The sequence below is a fragment of the Agromyces italicus DSM 16388 genome, from assembly GCF_000421545.1.
Classification (GTDB): Bacteria; Actinomycetota; Actinomycetes; order Actinomycetales; family Microbacteriaceae; genus Agromyces; species Agromyces italicus.
Map to the genome: position 1 here is coordinate 21,987 of NZ_ATXF01000008.1, position 15,584 is coordinate 37,570.

A 15,584-nucleotide genomic window follows, 5' to 3' on the forward strand; every position below is an offset into this window, starting at 1 on the left:
CGGAGGCCCGGTGAGTGACGCCACGGAGGGCCGCGGCGTCGGTGGCAGGTGATCTGGGAGAGTCATGGCTGAGCGCCTCACGGAACGGCAGCAGATCTGGCGTGGACTGCTGCAAGGGCAGCGGGCCATGCTCCTGCGTCTCGGCGGCGAGCTGAAGCGGGATTTCGGCCTGACGATTCCGCAATACGAAGCCCTACTCGCCCTGTACCAGTCGACCGGTCGTGCGCTCCCCGCAACCCGGCTGGCGCGGGAGCTTCTCTACAGCTCCGGTTCCGGGTCGCATCTCATCGCTCGACTGTCGCAGCGCGGGTATGTGCACCGCTCGCCCGGAGGAGAGGACGCGCGAACGCAGATCGTGACGCTCAGCGAGGCCGGTGAAGATCTGATCGTTCGGGCCACGGAGGCCCACGTCGCCGCGCTGCGCGTCGAGTTCGATCCGCTGATCGCCGACGCCGACGTCGGTGTGCTGCTCGGATTCGCCCATCGACTCGCCGAACACGAAGGAGTTCGTCCCGTCCCGCCGGTCGACGGCGCACAGAAGTAGTGCGTGGCCGTCGATCCGCCGGTCTCTCGAGTCAGCCGATGCCGAGGTCGGAGAGATCCGGATTCCGGTACGGCTCCGCGTGATCCCACTGCGCGAACTCGATGACATTGCCGCCGGGAAGTCGGCCCCGCGCCTGGAAGCCGGGCGGCACGGGCGTCTTGACCTGGACGACGCTGCCGCCGGCGGCGCGAACGTCCTCGAGGGCTCGGTCGATGCTCGCAACCAGGATGGTCTGGCCGGTGGCATACAGGGGAGCGAGGTGCTCTTCGGCGGCCGAAACCACCGAGAAGTTCGCAGTGTCCGATTCGAGCCCGATGACGGACATGCCCTGGTCGGGCATCTCGAAGCGGATCGTGGGGCGAGCGTTGTAGAAATGCATCGTTGCGCGCAGGAACGCCGAAAGGTGCTCGGGATGCACGTAGGCGCGGTCGTACACCCTGATGATGTTGGCTGGGTCGTTCATGATTCGTCTCACTCTCTGTCGGTGGGGTCGGCGGTCGTGCGACCGTCGCTGCTCGGGCGGTCGTCGTCAGCGGGTTCCTGCGATCGGCTCGAGCTCGGCGTACACGGTCGCGAGCGCAGCGGCGAGCGTGCCTTCGGGCTGAGCGCCCGAGATCCCGAAGCGCCCGTCGACCAGGATGAACGGGACCCCGGAGATGCCCAGTCGGCGTGCCTCTGCGATGTCCTGGGCCACCTCGTCCCCGAATGCGTGCGGGTCGGCGAGAACATGATCGGCGATGTCTTCAGGAAGGCCCGCTGCAGCGACCACTTCTCGCAGGACTGTGGGATCGCCCACGTCGCGCCCCTCGGAGAAGTACACCGAGAACAGCGCTTCGAGCACTGGTCGCTGCACGCCCTGTTCAGCCGCGGCCTGGATGAGGCGGTGTGCGGTGTGCGTGTTGGACGGGATGGCGTCGTCCTGATTGAAGGAGAAGCCGTACTCTGCACCCATCGCCACCAGCTGCGCCTGCGCGGCCCGGAAGCGTTCCATGTTCATGCCTCGGGCGCGGAGGAACTCGGGCTGCTTGAGCTGCGAACGCTCGGGAGCGTCGGGCTGCAGTTGATAGGAACGGAATCGCAGGTCCACCTCGTCGCCGAACGGGAGGGAACGCAGCGCGCTGGCGAGGCGAAGTTCGCCGACGACGCACCACGGGCACGCGACGTCGAGCCAGATATCCAGGCGAAGGCGCGGGGTGGCGGCAGGCGTGTCAACGCGGGACTCGGGAATGAGCGAGGTCATGTCGAGTGCAACGGGGGGCCCGGATGCGATATTCCCTGTAATTACAGATTATCTCCCGAGGTCGCCGTCGCAGGACATGCATGAGGCTCGGCGGCACTGGGTTCGCGGAGTGCGCGCGGCCGCGCAGCGGGTCGGTCGCCGCTAGGCTGATCGGGTGGAACCCGGCCTGATCTTCGCCCTCGCATGGGCCGTGCTCGCGCTCGTGGGCGGTGCCGCGCTCGTCGTGCGACGCCGATGGCTCGCCGCGGCGATCACGGCGGAACGGCAGGCGGGCGCCGGCCGGGCAGGAGCCCGCGGTCCGAGCTCGACGATGTTCCTCGCCGTCGGCCTGGTGTTCGTCGCGATGGGCCTGTTCATCCTCGTCTGGTGGGCGACGGCCGCCTTCTGATTCGCGGAGCGGATCACCCCACGATTCGCGCCCGCCCTGAGGCACACGAAAGGCGGGAGAACCTCCCGCCATCTCCATGGTACCGCGGGGTGGGGGGCTTGCGGCAAGGGCCCCCGGCGGGCGCATGATTGACGCTTCCGTCGACCTGGAGCTGATCAATTGACCGCATCGCCCACCACCGCTTTCGCCCTGCCTGAACGACTCGCCGCGAAAGCGGCGCCCGAGCTCATCGCCGCCGACGAGCGGCACTTCGCGGCGATCGCCGCGAGTCTCGACGGCCAGATCGCCGAGCTGACGGCCCGCCTCGACGAGCAGCGCAGGGCGCGGGGCGGCGACGGGCAGGCCGCGCTCGAACGCGACCTCGAGATCCACCGGCTCACCGCCCGGCTGCGGCTGCTGCGGCGATTCGGGTTCGACCTCTGCCTCGGCCGCATGGTCGCCGCACCCGAGGCCCAGGCCGGCGAGGGCGGCGGCGCGAACGGCGACGGGGTCGTCTACATCGGCCGCCTCGGCCTGACCGACGGCGACGGCGAACCGTTGCTCATCGACTGGCGTGCCCCCGCCGCGGAACCGTTCTTCGGCGCCACTCACGCCGACCCGATGGGAATCGTCAGCCGACGGCGCTACCGTTGGACGCGCGGCCGGATCAGCGACTATTGGGACGAGGCGTTCACCGCCGACGCCGCAGGCGACGGTCTCGCGCTCGACGATCAGTCGGCGTTCATCGCGAGCCTCGGGTCGAGCCGTTCGCCCCGGATGCGCGACGTGCTCGGGACCATCCAGTCTGACCAGGATGCGATCATCCGGGCGAGCTCACGCGGCCCTCTCGTCGTCGACGGCGGGCCGGGCACCGGGAAGACCGTCGTCGCCCTGCACCGAGCGGCCTACCTCCTGTACTCCGATCGCCGACTCGACGCGCGCCGCGGGGGTGTGCTGTTCGTCGGGCCCAGCCACGCCTACATGGCCCACGTCGACGATGTGCTGCCGAGCCTCGGCGAGGAGGGCGTGCAGATGGCGACCCTCCGCGACCTCGTCGACGAAGGAACCGATGCGCGACCCGAGCTCGACCCCGCCGTCGCCGCGCTGAAGGCCTCCGTCGAGCTCGTCGATGCCGTCGAACGCGCCGTCGCGGCGTACGAGGTGCCGCCGCGCGACGAACTCCTCATCGAGACCTCCTCGGGCGACCTGCACCTGGGCCCGGCCGACTGGGCCGAGGCCTTCGACGAGCCCGAGCCGGGCACGACCCACAACGATGCCCGCGCGGAGGTGTGGGAGGCGCTCCTCGCGATCCTCATCGACCAGCACGACGACGACGAGGTGCCTCCCGTGCTGCTTCGCCGTGCACTCGAACAGCACGACGAGTTCGTGGGCAGGTTCAACCGGGCCTGGCCGCTCCTCGATCCCGCCGGAGTCGTCGCCGATCTCTGGTCGGTGCCCGCCTACCTGCGGCGATGCGCTCCGGGGCTCGCGGCCGAGGAGGTCGCGGCACTGCAGCGAACCGAAGCCCGTGCCTGGACGACCGCGGATCTGCCGTTGCTCGATGCCGCGCACCGCCGCATCGGCGACCCCGGAGCGACTCGGCGCCGGCGCCGGCAGCGACTGGCGGCCGCCGCCGAGCAGGAGCAGCGCGAACGGGTCAGGGAGGAGCTCGTCGCGGCCGACGACTCGGAGATGGCGATCATGTCGATGCTCGGTGGGCAGGACCTCCGAGACGCACTCGCCGAGGAGGTCATGGCACCGCGCACCGCCCCCGAACTGCTCGCCGGTCCCTTCGCACACGTCATCGTCGACGAGGCGCAGGAGCTCAGCGAGGCCGAATGGCGGATGCTGCTGGCCCGTTGCCCCTCGCGCAGCTTCACGATCGTCGGCGACCGCGCCCAGGCGAGGCGCGGTTTCGCCGAGTCGTGGCAGGAGCGGCTCGCCCGGATCGGGCTGCCGAGTACCCGGCTCGCCTCGCTCGGCATCAACTACCGCACGCCCGAGGAGGTCATGGCGGCAGCCGAACCGGTGATCCGGTCGGCACTGCCGGATGCCAACGTGCCGACCTCGATCAGGAGCAGCGGGGTGCCGGTCCGCCACGGCACGAGGGATGAACTGCCCGCGATCCTCGAGTCGTGGCTCGCGGCGCACACCGAGCACACCGCGTGCGTCATCGGCGACCCCGGCTTCTCGGGCACGACGCGGGTGCGTTCGCTCACGCCCGAGCTCTCGAAGGGGCTCGAGTTCGACCTCGTCGTGCTCGTCGATCCCGAGCACTTCGGCAGCGTCCTCGGAGAGGCGGGGGAGAGCACCGTCGAGGCCGCCGTCGATCGCTACGTCGCGATGACGAGGACCACCCGCGAACTCGTGATCCTCACCGGCGACTGAATCCGAGGCGCGGCGGGAGCCGCGTCGACCGGGCTGCTACCCGGCTCGGAGCGCCGCCTCGACCGCGGCGAAGATCGCCGCGTCGCGCGCGACGATCGCTGCCAGCTCGACGCGGGTGTCCGCCTCGCGGATCGACTCGATCGCCACCTCGATCGCATCGCCCAACGGCCACCCGTAGACGCCGGCGCTCACGAGCGGAAACGCGATGGTCCGTACGCCGAGATCGTCGGCGACGGCGAGCGAACGTCGGTAGCACGAGGCGAGCAGCGAGCGATCGCGCTCGCCGGCGGCGTAGTTCGGCCCGACGGTATGGATGACCCAGGTGGCGGGCAACTCGCCCGACACCGTCCACCCGGCATCGCCGGTCGCGAGCCCGTACGGGAAGCGGGCGACGCAGTCGTCGAGGATCGCGGGGCCGCCCGCACGATGGATCGCACCGTCGACCCCGCCGCCCCCGCGCATGGCGTTGTTCGCGGCGTTGACGATCGCGTCGACGCGCTGCTCGGTCAGGTCGCCGTGGACGGCGATGACATCGGCCATGCCCTCAAGTGTGGCATCGACGCATCCATTCGGTCGTGAAGCCGCGGCCATGCGTTCTGCGCCGAACGCGGCATCCGGCATTCACCCGGAAAGGCCGCGTACCCTTGCAAGGTGACGAACTCGACCGACCAGACCACCGCCGACGCGGTGCGCCGCACCAAACCTCGCCAGGTCCGCCCTGCGACCGAGGGATGGGAGCAGAAGAAGGGCCCCGACGGCCGGCCGATGCTGCAGTTCGCCTCGCCCAAGCGAGGCAAGCCGCCGGTGCACCTCGCCGACATCGCACCCGCCGACCGCAAGGCGCATGTCGCCGAACTCGGGTTCCCCGGCTACCGCGCCGCGCAGCTCGCGACCCACTACTTCGTGCACCACACGAACGACGCCGCCGAGATGAGCGACCTCCCGGCCGCCTCCCGCGACGCGCTCGTCGCAGCGGTGCTGCCGCCGCTCCTCACCGAGGTGCGGCGCTTCGCGACCGACAACGGCGACACGATCAAGTTCCTCTGGAAGCTGCACGACGGCGCCCTCGTCGAGTCGGTGCTCATGCGCTACCCGGGCCGAATCACGCTGTGCGTCTCGAGCCAGGCCGGATGCGGCATGAACTGCCCCTTCTGCGCGACCGGTCAGGCCGGTCTCACCCGGAACATGTCGGCCGCCGAGATCGTCGAACAGGTCGTCATGGCGAACGCCGCCCTCGCCCGCGGCGAGCTCGGCGGGCGCAAGAAGGGCGACCACACGCCCGACCGCGTCTCGAACATCGTGTTCATGGGCATGGGGGAGCCGCTCGCGAATTACGCCCGACTGATGTCGGCCGTGCGCACGATGCTCGCCCCGGCGCCCGACGGGCTCGGCATGTCGGCCAGAGGGATCACGGTCTCGACGGTCGGCCTCGTGCCCGCGATCAAGAAGCTCGCCGAGGAAGACCTCCCCGTCACCTTCGCGCTCAGCCTGCATGCGCCCGACGACCAGTTGCGTGACGAACTCATCCCGGTGAACTCGCGGTGGAAGGTCGACGAGGCCCTCGACGCCGCCCGCGCCTATTTCGACAAGACCGGCCGCCGGGTGTCGATCGAGTACGCCCTCATCAAGGACATGAACGACCACGGCTGGCGCGCCGACCTGCTCGCGGAGAAGCTCAACGAGCGCGGCCACGGCTGGGTGCACGTGAACCCGATCCCGCTGAACCCGACACCGGGCTCGATCTGGACGGCCTCCGAGAAGGACGTGCAGCAGGAGTTCGTGCGGCGACTCGAGGCGGCCGGCGTCCCGACGACGATCCGCGACACCCGCGGCAAGGAGATCGACGGCGCCTGCGGGCAGCTCGCCGCAGCCGACGGCTGAGGCTCAGCCGTCGCGGTCGGCGATCGCCCGGCGCGTCGCAGCGGCGGCGTCGGCGGGGCTCATGCCGTGCGCGACGGCGAGGCCGATGAGGTAGGTCGTGAGCGGTCCCGCCGGCCGGGTGATGCCGTGGGCCGCCTCACGGGTGAGATCGAGCAGCAGGGCCGTCGGCACATCGGGCTCGCCGAGGTCGAGCGCCGTGGCGAGTTCGGCGACCCACGTGTCGAGCCCTTCGGGGGTGTCGGTCATGCTCCGATAGTGCTCGATGGCCGCCCAGGTATCAAGGTCGAGCGCGGCGCCGCCGCGATCGGGCAGCGTCGCGACGCGCAGCGGTGCGAGCAGCGCCCGCATCGAGGCGCCGTCGACCTCGGGCAGGGCTGCGACCGCGTCGCGCAGTGCGGCGAGCCGGTAGCGCCCGGCAAGCCACTGGATCCGCCCATCGAGATCGGCGAGGGCGAGCCCGTCGGCCTCGTCCGGCAGGGTCGCGTCGCCCAGGAGTTCGACGATGCGTGCGGCGCGCGGCAGATCGCAGGCGAGCAGCCAGGTCTCGTCGACGGATGCCTCGAGCACGTCGAGTGCCGCCGCGATCGCCGCGACGGGGCCGCCGAAGGGCGGGTCCTCGCGCACAAGGGCGACCCCGGTGCGGGCGAGTGCCGGCGGACCCACGACGACGACCTCGCCGCATCCCTCGACCGCGGCCAGCACATGATCGACGAGTGCGCGCCCGTCGACCTCGACCGAGGCCTTGTCGGCGCCGCCGAGCCGCGAGGCGCGGCCGCCCGCGAGCACGATCGCGGCCTGCGGGGTGTTCGTCGTGCGCGTGCCGCCGCTCACCCGCACAGGATCACCTCGACGAGATCGCCGGCCTCGACCAGCTCGACCTCGGGCGGCACCACGGCGAACGCCGTGGCGTCGGCGAGCGAGCGCACCCGGTGCGAGCCGCTCGCTCGCCCCGCAACCGGCGCGACGCCGCTCGCCTCGACGACGACCGGCACCACCTGGGTGCGCCAGGCGGGCGACGCCCACCCGGTCACGGCGGGGAGACGGAAGCGGGGCCGCTCGGGCTCGGCGTGCCCGGCCATCGATCGCAGGGCCGGCCGCACGATCAGCTCGAGCGAGACCGCGACCGCGACCGGGTTGCCGGGCAGGCAGAACACGGGAATGCCGCCGATCACCCCGAAACCCTGATGCCGGCCGGGCTGCAACGCGACCGCGTCGAACCGCACCGTGCCGGCCGCGCCGAGCACGGCCCGCACTGGGTCGAAGGCCCCGACCGCGGCCCCGCCGGTGAGCACGACCGCATCGACGCCGAGCCGCTCACCGTCGAGCGCGGTCGCGGCGTCGCCGAGCGCAAGCTCGACCTCCACACGGAGGGAGTCCTCGTCGTCGGGTACGACGGACGCGCTCACCACGACCGCACCGGCGGCGCGCAGGGCCGCGGTGACGAGCACCGAGTTCGACTCGGGGATCTGACCGCGCGCGGAGACCGCGCCGGGCGCCACCAGCTCGGATCCCGTCGACAGCACGGCGACCCGGGGCATCCGCCTGGCGATGACGTGCTCGTGCCCGGCCGAGGCGATCGCCGCGAGCTGCCACGGCCCGAGCTCGCGGCCGGCCACGACCGCGGGCTCGCCCGCCGAGGCATCCTCGCCCGCCCTGCGAACGTGCGCACCGACGACCGGTGCCCGCGCGACCGTCACCCAGTCGGGCGGTGCGCTGCCCGCGAGCGCTCCGGCGAGCCCGAGCTCGGTGTCCTCGAGTGGAACGACCGCGTCGGCCTGCGAGGGCATCGGGGCGCCCGTCATGATGCGGACGGCCTCGCCCGGCGCGAGCGGCGGGTCGTCGGGCGAGCCCGCGGCGAGGTCGGCGACGACCCTGAGCCGGGTACCAGCCGGCGACGCGGCGGCGTGCACTGCGTAGCCGTCCATCGCCGAGTTGTCGAACAGCGGGATCGGCCAGCGCGTCACGACGGTCTCGGCGAGCACGGTGCCGGGGGCCTCGTCGAGCGGAAGGCGTACCGTCGGCAGCACCGGCAGCCGCGAAGCGATGCGCATGCGGTACTCGTCGAGGGTCAGGGCGGGAGCGCTCACCGCGCGAAGGCTTCCGACAGGCGGGACATGCCCCCACGCTAGTGCCAGGGTGCCTCGAGCGACCGGTGGTTCAGCGGCTGAAGGCCGCGATCACCGCGCCGACGGCGACGAGCGCGATGATCGTGACGAGCCCCCAGCGACGGATCTGCACCGCCAGGAGGGCGTGCGAGAGGCGCCGACGCGGACGCCGGCGCCGCTTCGCACGATCAGTGGACATGCTCAGACGATACCCGGAACGATCAGTCCGTTCGTCGCGGTGCGGGCACGCTCGAAGCGGGCGGCGACATCGGCCCAGTTCACGACCTCCCAGAAGGCCTTCACGTAGTCGGCACGCACGTTCTTGTAATCGAGGTAGTAGGCGTGCTCCCACACGTCGAGCTGCAGGAGCGGCGTCACGCCGAGGGGCGCGTTGCCCTGCTGGTCGAAGAGCTGGAACACGACCGGGCGGGCGCCCACCGAATCCCACGCGAGCACCGACCAGCCCGAGCCCTGCACGCCGAGCGCGGTCGCGCCGAAGTGCGCACGGAACGCGTCGAGCGAACCGAACGAGTCCTCGAGGGCGGCCGCGAGCTCGCCCTCGGGGGCTCCGCCGCCGTCGGGCGACATGTTCTGCCAGAACACGCTGTGGTTGACGTGGCCGCCGAGGTTGAACGCGAGGTCCTTCTCGAGCTTGCTGACGTTCGCGAGGTTCCCGGCCGCGCGTGCCTCGGCGAGCTGTTCGAGCGCGGTGTTCGCCCCCGTCACATACGCCTGGTGGTGCTTGGAGTGGTGCAGCTCCATGATCGTCGCCGAGATGTGCGGTGCGAGCGCCGCGTAGTCGTACGGCAGGTCGGGCAGGGTGTACGTCGACATCAGAGGTGTCTCCTTTTCGCGGGGTGACCGCGCGCGGGTTGCGCGTGGCCCTGATTCAGATTTCGGATGCCTCGGGATCGAGGCTGAGGAAGCGGCGGTCGTGGTACACGAGCGGGGGAGCCGGGGGCCCGGGGATCACCTCGAGCACCTCGGCGACGACGAGCGTCGAGCTGCCGACCGGCACGAGTTGCAGGGCGCGGCATCGGAACACCGCCCGCGCGTCGGCGAGCACGGGTTCGCCCGTCGGCAGGCGGGTCCACCCCTGCTCCGTGGTGAAACGCGGCGCGCCGGATCGGGCGAATGCCCGGGCGACGTCGGCCTGGTGATCGGCGAGCAGTTGCACGACGAAGGTGTCGGCACCGAGCAGCGCCCCCGCCGAGCCCGTGGAGCGAGTCACCGAGAACGACAGCACGGGCGGGTCGGCCGCGACCGACGCGAGGCTCGAGGCGGTGAGGCCGACGGGGCCCGTCGCGCTCGCCGCGGAGACGAGGGCGACCCCGGCGGGGTGCACTCGGAACGCGGCCTTGAAGTCTTCCTCCCGCGCGGCGATCTCGGGATCGACCGGTTCGGTGAGCGCGGTGTGCCGGGCGGCGTTCACTCGTGGCCGCCCTGCGGCCCCAGGGCGGCGACGATCGGGTGGTCGTAGCGAAGGGCGCCGGTCTTCGCGGCCCCGCCGGGTGAGCCGAGGGGCGCGTGGGCGTCGACCGAGATCTCGAAGAACTCGACGTTGGCCTTGTAGTAGTCGGCCCACTCGTCGGGCAGGTCGTCTTCGTAGTAGATCGCCTCGACCGGGCAGACGGGTTCGCAGGCGCCGCAGTCGACGCACTCGTCGGGGTGGATGTAGAGCGACCGCTCACCCTCGTAGATGCAGTCGACGGGACACTCGTCGATGCACGCCTTGTCTTTGAGGTCGACGCAGGGGAGGGCGATCACGTAGGTCACAGGATCACTCCGGGGAAGCAACGCATGCGTCAAGCCTAAAACCTCAAGTAGCCTTGAAGTCCAATCGGGAGGAGCAACGGCATGGCGGAGCACGAGTTCGAGGGCGGGCGCGAGGCATCCGCCGCGCTCGCCGCAGCCGAGACCCGCCCGATCGACCCGGGCGATCCCGCCCAAGCGAAGCATGCCCCCGATGAGCTCCTGACCGTCGGCGAGATGAGCCGGCGCACCGGGGTCGCGCCCTCCGCGCTGCGCTTCTACGAGGAACTGGGCCTCATCGCCTCGCATCGGACGGGCGGAAACCAGCGCCGCTACCCGCGTCACATGCTGCGTCGGGTCTCGCTCGTCGTCGTCGCGAAGCGGCTCGGGATCCCGCTCGGCGACGTGCAGCAGGCCTTCGAGCACGTCCCGCTCGATCGCACGCCGAGCCACGAAGACTGGCAGCGCGCCTCACGCAGATGGAAGCGGCGGCTCGAAGAGCGTCGCCTCGGCATCGAACGGCTCGAGCGCGAGCTCACCGGCTGCATCGGTTGCGGATGTCTTTCGATGAAGGCCTGCAGCCTCCTCAACCCCGATGACGCGCTCGGTGACGACGGTGCGGGCGCGCGACGGCTCGACATGCCGCAGGGGGGCGACCAGACGGAGTGAGCCGCGCGGCGGCGGGGCCGTGCCGCGTGCGGCGCCGCGAGACGAGATCTCCGTGCTGGCGCAGATGCCGAACGGTCGCCGGGGGCCGAAGCTGCTCGGCGAGCGCCCCGGTTCGCGCCCGGGCAGAGGCCCGGGGCCGTGGGCGGATTGAGGGGACGTCATGGATGGACGACGGAGGCGGATGATCGCCGCGGGTGCGGCCGCGGTACTCGCGGTGTCAGGGGCGGTGTTCGTCGGAACGCAGTTCGCGAGCGCAGCGGACACGCAGACCCTGGCGGCGTGCGTCGACGCGAAGGGCAAGATGCGAATGGTCGATCCGACCGCGGCCTGCGCGAGCGGTGAGCGGCTCGTGACCTGGGCGATCGCTGGCCCGCGCGGGCCTGAGGGGGCCGAGGGGCCGGAAGGTCCGGAGGGCCCGGAAGGTCCGGAAGGTCCGGTCGGGCCGGAGGGGCCGCGCGGCGAATCGGGCGGCGGCTCCGGCGTCGACTCGCCGGTGGTCGTCGGGTATCTCGAGATCCCCGCGATGCTGGGCGACGCGACGCGGGACGACTTCAAGGACCAGATCGAACTCACTGCGTTCGCGTTCGGTGCCTCGGTCGAGATCGACACCGGGACGGGCGGCGGCTCCTCCGCCGGGCGGCCCGAGCTGAGCGACATCACGGTGACGAAGAAGACCGACCGCGCCTCGGCGCGTCTGATGGAGGCGCTGCTCAGCGGTCGACACCTGCAGGAGGCGACGATCACGCTGTGCGGCGATGCCGAGTGCACGGCCGCCAAGCGATCGGTCTACGAGATGCAGGAGGTGCTCGTCGCCGGTGACGAGCACTCGACGCCGGCCGGCACCGAGCAACTCAGCTTCACGTACGGCCAACTCATGTACACCGCGCGCGGCTCGAACGTGCACTGGGACGGCTCCGTCGTGAGGTGACCGCGCCCGCGGCGCCGAGTGCCGGATCTCGCGTTTGATCCGGCATTTCGGCGTCGCCAGGCGCGCCGACCTTGCCCGAGGACGGGCCTCGCGCGCATTACCGAGCAGCGCTCGCTTTCGGATGACTTTCACAGGAAGAAGTGAGGTTCCGTCCAGAACCTCTCGGCAGACTGGCCACTTCGCCCGGGCGCCCCCGCGTCCGAGGAACGTCGACCGAAGGCCAGCCCGCGCTCGCGCAGGCCGGCCGCCCATGTGAAAGTCATGCAGAACCAGTCCTCCACTTCGAACACCCCTGTCCTCCCCACCCCTGAAGAACCCGGCATGAGCCGACGTGGCCGCCGAACGCGCCGAACCTGGCGCCGGGGCCCGATCATCGCCGCCGGGGCCGTCGTCGCCGTCGGTGCACTCGTCGGCTCGGGCTTCGCCGTGCAGTCGGCCGTGGCCGCGCAGAACGACCGCATCGCCGCGACGGCCGAGCTCAGCGCCGCCACCGACCTGCGGGTCGAGCAACTCGGCTCCCACTCGAACATTCTCGAGGCGCGGGCGGTCAAGGCCGCTGAAGACACCCTCAGCGGAGCGAAGGACACCATCTCCGCTGCCAAGGGCAAGGCCGACGCCACCGAACTCGCCTCGTCGGTGGCCGCCCTCGACAACTTCCGGCTCCTCGCGCCCGAGCGCGTGTTCGAGCTGGCCGAGACGACTTCCGCGCACACCGGAACGGTGAAGAGTGCGATCGCGAAGGCCGACCGCGTCGCCGCCGAGAAGAAGGCCGCCGCCGAGGCCGCTGCGCGCGCCGCCGCCGCCGAAGCCGCCGCTGCCGAAGAGGCCGCCTCGAACGAGTCGGCGTCGTCGGGCGGTTCGCGTCCGAGCGGTCCGGCCAACCCGAGCGGCGCGCAGGCGATCGCGCGCGACATGCTCGCGGCCCGCGGCTGGGGCGACGACCAGTTCGGATGCCTCGTGTCCCTCTGGGATCGGGAGTCCGGCTGGAACGTCTACGCCGAGAACCCCTCGAGCGGTGCCTACGGGATCCCGCAGGCGCTCCCCGGCTCGAAGATGGGTTCGGCGGGCTCTGACTGGGCGACCAACGCCGCAACGCAGATCGCCTGGGGACTCGGCTACATCTCCGACCGCTACGGCAGCCCCTGCGGCGCCTGGGACCACTCGGAGTCCAACGGCTGGTACTGACCCGCAGCGCGATCACCCGCTGAATGCACGAAGGGCCGCGGCAGACTCAGGTCTGTCGCGGCCCTTCGCCGCATCCGGCCGCTACGCCACGGTCTCGGCGCTGCGCTTCGGCAGCTTCCACCCGGGGCGCACGAAGTGGCACGTGTATCCGTTCGGGTAGCGCTCGAGGTAGTCCTGATGCTCGGGCTCAGCCTCCCAGAAGGGACCGGCGGGAGACACCTCGGTGGTCGCCGGCCCCGGCCAGAGGCCTGAGGCGTCGACATCGGCGATCGTGTCGCGCGCGATGCGCTCCTGCTCGTCGCTCGTGGGGAAGATCGCCGAACGGTAGCTCGTGCCGATGTCGTTGCCCTGACGATTCTTCGTCGACGGATCGTGGATCTGGAAGAAGAACTCGAGCAACTCGCGGTAGCTCACCGTCTCGGGATCGAACACGATCTCGATGGCCTCGGCGTGCGTGCCGTGGTTTCGGTACGTCGCGTTCGGCACATCGCCGCCCGTGTAGCCGACCCGGGTCTCGAGCACGCCCGGACGTCTGCGGATCAGGTCCTCCATGCCCCAGAAGCACCCGCCGGCGAGGATGGCGGTCTCGGTACGTTCGCTCATGTCGTCTCCCTGGTCTCTCCGGCCGGGTCTGCGGCCCGCACCGACTGCAACAACGACGAGGTGGCCGCTGTTCCTCGGCAGTCGATAGCCTGACACAGTGGGGGAGCAGCAGGGCAAGCGCGCGTCGCACGGCTTCTTCGGCCGTCTGCGGCTCCTGGCGCGCTGGGCGGTCGCGCGCAAGCCGGTGCGCGCGTTCCTGCTGTACCAGGGCCGTCACGGCCCGATGCTCGCCGACAGCGTGACCTACCGTGCGCTCTTCTCGGTGTTCGCCGGCGTCTTCCTCGGGTTCTCGATCGCCGGTGTCTGGCTCGCGGGGCGGCCCGACGCGATCACGGCGCTCGTCGAGACGCTCGACACCGCGATCCCCGGCCTCGTCGGCGATGACGGACTGCTCGCGCCCGAAGACCTGGTGCAGCCCATCACCTTCAGCGTCACCGGGGTGATCGCGCTCATCGGCCTCGTGGGCGCGGCGATCGGCGCGATCGGATCGCTGAGGGTCGCATTCCGCTCCCTCGCCGGGCGGCCCGACGACGACACCTTCTTCGTGTGGCTCCTCGCGCGCGATCTGCTGCTCGCGATCGGATTCGGCGCGGCGCTCGCCGCAGCTGCCGCGGTGACGTTCTTCGGCACTGCGGCGATCGGCATGGTCGCCGAATGGTTCGGCGGATCGACGCGGGATCCGCTCTACGGGGCGGCCGAGCGCCTGGTTTCGACCGTCGTGATCTTCGCGATCGACGCGCTGGTCATCGCGACGATGTTCCGTGTGCTGTCGGGGATGCGGCCGGCAGCGAGCCGGTTGTGGCCGGGCGCCCTCCTCGGTGGCGCCGCACTCACGGTGCTCCAGTTGCTCTCGGGGCTCTTCGTCGGGGGCGCCGCGAGCAATCCCCTCCTCGCCTCGGTCGTCGCGTTGGTGGCGCTGCTCATCTGGTTCAACCTGTCGAGCCAGGCGATCCTGCTCGCCGCCGCGTACATCGTCGTCGGGGTCGACGACGATGCACCCGACCGCCGCGGCGCGGGCGCAGAGACCGGGGAGTGACGAGATCGTCGGCGACCGGCGCATCCATGTCTCGACGCCCCTGCGGGCGCACCTGCAGAATGGGGCGCATGCCGTCCGTGCTCCTGATCGTCCGCTCCGTCGTCTCGCCGCTGACCCGCACCCGGCTCTTCCGCCGGGCCGCTCCGCGTGTGCTGCCGACGATCGAGGGCATCGTCACCGCGCTGAGCGGAGGCAGGATGCAGCTGAGCGCCCTGCTGGTGCCGTCGCTCGTGCTGCACACGACGGGGGCGAAATCGGGCGCGCCCCGCGAAACGGCGCTCATGTACACCCCCGACGGCGAGGGCCGGGCGATCGTCGCCGGCACGAGCTTCGCGCGCGACCGGCACCCGGCATGGACGTACAACCTGCTCGCGACCCCCGATGCCGTGATCACCGTGCGCGGGCGTCGGCTGGGCGTGCGGGCGAGCCTCATCGGCGACGAGGGCCGCGACGCCGCCTGGGCTCGCATCGAGGCGCAGTGGCCGGGCTACCGCGGCTACGAACGCGAGTCAGGGCGGGTGGTGCGCCTGTTCCTGCTCCAGCCGGTGCACGAAGGTCGAAGCCGAGCGGGCCTCGAGGCCGAGGCGTAGGCTCGAGCCATGTGCAGGAACATCCACACCCTTCACAATTTCGAGCCGGCCGCGACCGATGACGAGGTCCACGCCGCCGCGCTGCAGTTCGTCCGCAAGGTGAGCGGTTCGACGAGGCCGTCGAAGGCGAACGCCGAGGCCTTCGATCGGGCCGTCGCCGAGATCGCGCACATCACGCAGCACCTGCTCGCCGAACTCGTCACGAACGCGCCGCCCAAGGATCGCGAGGTCGAGGCGGCGAAGGCGAGGGCGAGGGCCGAGGTGAGATACCAGCGCGTGCCCGCTTGAGCGGGTGA

20 protein-coding genes are annotated in these 15,584 nt (G+C 71.3%); 10 read left to right on the forward strand and 10 right to left on the reverse strand.

Going from position 1 to position 15,584, the window contains the following annotated elements; translation table 11 throughout:
- Positions 1-64: 64 nt before the first annotated feature.
- On the forward strand, positions 65-544 hold the full coding sequence (locus H516_RS21385) for a MarR family winged helix-turn-helix transcriptional regulator (RefSeq protein ID WP_022890065.1): 480 nt from the start codon (positions 65-67) through the stop codon (positions 542-544).
- Between the two features lie 31 nt (positions 545-575).
- Here H516_RS21385 and H516_RS0112575 read toward each other — a convergent pair whose 3' ends face one another.
- Positions 576-1,007 (reverse strand): VOC family protein, encoded by a 432-nt coding sequence (locus tag H516_RS0112575; RefSeq protein ID WP_022890066.1) that lies wholly within the window; start codon positions 1,005-1,007, stop codon positions 576-578.
- Positions 1,008-1,073: 66 nt separating this feature from the next.
- On the reverse strand, positions 1,074-1,784 hold the full coding sequence (locus H516_RS0112580; RefSeq protein ID WP_022890067.1) for a DsbA family oxidoreductase: 711 nt from the start codon (positions 1,782-1,784) through the stop codon (positions 1,074-1,076).
- Between the two features lie 154 nt (positions 1,785-1,938).
- Here H516_RS0112580 and H516_RS0112585 point away from each other — a divergent pair, with 154 nt between their 5' ends.
- Entirely contained in the window at positions 1,939-2,172 is a 234-nt protein-coding gene (locus tag H516_RS0112585) for a hypothetical protein (protein ID WP_022890068.1), read from the forward strand.
- A gap of 159 nt (positions 2,173-2,331) precedes the next feature.
- Entirely contained in the window at positions 2,332-4,539 is a 2,208-nt protein-coding gene (helR, locus tag H516_RS0112590; RefSeq protein ID WP_022890069.1) for an RNA polymerase recycling motor ATPase HelR, read from the forward strand.
- A gap of 36 nt (positions 4,540-4,575) precedes the next feature.
- Here helR and H516_RS0112595 read toward each other — a convergent pair whose 3' ends face one another.
- Positions 4,576-5,079 (reverse strand): macro domain-containing protein, encoded by a 504-nt coding sequence (locus H516_RS0112595; protein WP_022890070.1) that lies wholly within the window; start codon positions 5,077-5,079, stop codon positions 4,576-4,578.
- Between the two features lie 111 nt (positions 5,080-5,190).
- On the opposite strand from H516_RS0112595, the gene rlmN reads away from it, so the two are divergent.
- Positions 5,191-6,420, forward strand: coding sequence for a dual-specificity RNA methyltransferase RlmN (rlmN, locus tag H516_RS0112600; protein ID WP_022890071.1), 1,230 nt, complete (start codon positions 5,191-5,193; stop codon positions 6,418-6,420).
- 3 nt (positions 6,421-6,423) lie between these two features.
- On the opposite strand, the gene H516_RS0112605 is transcribed toward rlmN, so the two are convergent.
- The 6 genes from H516_RS0112605 to fdxA form a co-directional block, all read right to left on the reverse strand.
- Complete coding sequence (locus H516_RS0112605) at positions 6,424-7,251, reverse strand: NTP transferase domain-containing protein (protein WP_084620707.1); 828 nt, start codon at positions 7,249-7,251, stop codon at positions 6,424-6,426.
- On the reverse strand, positions 7,248-8,507 hold the full coding sequence (locus H516_RS0112610) for a molybdopterin molybdotransferase MoeA (protein WP_022890073.1): 1,260 nt from the start codon (positions 8,505-8,507) through the stop codon (positions 7,248-7,250). The genes H516_RS0112605 and H516_RS0112610 overlap by 4 nt, the downstream gene beginning before the upstream one ends.
- A 70-nt stretch (positions 8,508-8,577) precedes the next feature.
- Complete coding sequence (locus tag H516_RS22185) at positions 8,578-8,724, reverse strand: hypothetical protein (RefSeq protein ID WP_022890074.1); 147 nt, start codon at positions 8,722-8,724, stop codon at positions 8,578-8,580.
- A gap of 2 nt (positions 8,725-8,726) precedes the next feature.
- Positions 8,727-9,359, reverse strand: coding sequence for a superoxide dismutase (locus H516_RS0112620; protein ID WP_022890075.1), 633 nt, complete (start codon positions 9,357-9,359; stop codon positions 8,727-8,729).
- A gap of 55 nt (positions 9,360-9,414) precedes the next feature.
- On the reverse strand, positions 9,415-9,909 hold the full coding sequence (locus H516_RS0112625; protein WP_026378733.1) for a flavin reductase family protein: 495 nt from the start codon (positions 9,907-9,909) through the stop codon (positions 9,415-9,417).
- Positions 9,910-9,953: 44 nt separating this feature from the next.
- On the reverse strand, positions 9,954-10,301 hold the full coding sequence (fdxA, locus tag H516_RS0112630) for a ferredoxin (RefSeq protein ID WP_022890077.1): 348 nt from the start codon (positions 10,299-10,301) through the stop codon (positions 9,954-9,956).
- A gap of 81 nt (positions 10,302-10,382) precedes the next feature.
- On the opposite strand from fdxA, the gene soxR reads away from it, so the two are divergent.
- The 3 genes from soxR to H516_RS21825 all read left to right on the forward strand — a co-directional run bounded on the left by soxR (position 10,383) and on the right by H516_RS21825 (position 13,059).
- Positions 10,383-10,946 carry a redox-sensitive transcriptional activator SoxR gene (gene soxR, locus H516_RS0112635; RefSeq protein WP_022890078.1) on the forward strand — a complete coding sequence of 188 codons (564 nt, stop codon included), beginning with the start codon at positions 10,383-10,385 and terminating at the stop codon, positions 10,944-10,946.
- A gap of 160 nt (positions 10,947-11,106) precedes the next feature.
- A complete protein-coding gene (locus H516_RS22420) occupies positions 11,107-11,874 on the forward strand; it encodes an Hcp family type VI secretion system effector (RefSeq protein ID WP_084620690.1) in 768 nt (255 codons plus the stop codon).
- A gap of 321 nt (positions 11,875-12,195) precedes the next feature.
- On the forward strand, positions 12,196-13,059 hold the full coding sequence (locus tag H516_RS21825; RefSeq protein ID WP_022890081.1) for an aggregation-promoting factor C-terminal-like domain-containing protein: 864 nt from the start codon (positions 12,196-12,198) through the stop codon (positions 13,057-13,059).
- Between the two features lie 81 nt (positions 13,060-13,140).
- Here the strand turns inward: H516_RS21825 and msrA are convergent, their stop codons facing one another.
- Positions 13,141-13,662 (reverse strand): peptide-methionine (S)-S-oxide reductase MsrA, encoded by a 522-nt coding sequence (gene msrA, locus H516_RS0112655; protein ID WP_022890082.1) that lies wholly within the window; start codon positions 13,660-13,662, stop codon positions 13,141-13,143.
- Between the two features lie 97 nt (positions 13,663-13,759).
- Here msrA and H516_RS19985 point away from each other — a divergent pair, with 97 nt between their 5' ends.
- The 3 genes from H516_RS19985 to H516_RS0112670 all read left to right on the forward strand — a co-directional run bounded on the left by H516_RS19985 (position 13,760) and on the right by H516_RS0112670 (position 15,576).
- Positions 13,760-14,698: a YihY/virulence factor BrkB family protein gene (locus H516_RS19985; RefSeq protein ID WP_022890083.1), complete on the forward strand. Its 939-nt coding sequence runs from the start codon at positions 13,760-13,762 to the stop codon at positions 14,696-14,698.
- 68 nt (positions 14,699-14,766) lie between these two features.
- The gene (locus H516_RS19990) at positions 14,767-15,288 is read left to right on the forward strand and encodes a nitroreductase family deazaflavin-dependent oxidoreductase (protein WP_051138827.1); all 522 of its coding nucleotides are present in this window, start codon (positions 14,767-14,769) and stop codon (positions 15,286-15,288) included.
- 9 nt (positions 15,289-15,297) lie between these two features.
- Positions 15,298-15,576: a DUF2277 domain-containing protein gene (locus H516_RS0112670; protein WP_022890085.1), complete on the forward strand. Its 279-nt coding sequence runs from the start codon at positions 15,298-15,300 to the stop codon at positions 15,574-15,576.
- The last annotated feature ends 8 nt before the right edge of the window (positions 15,577-15,584 follow it).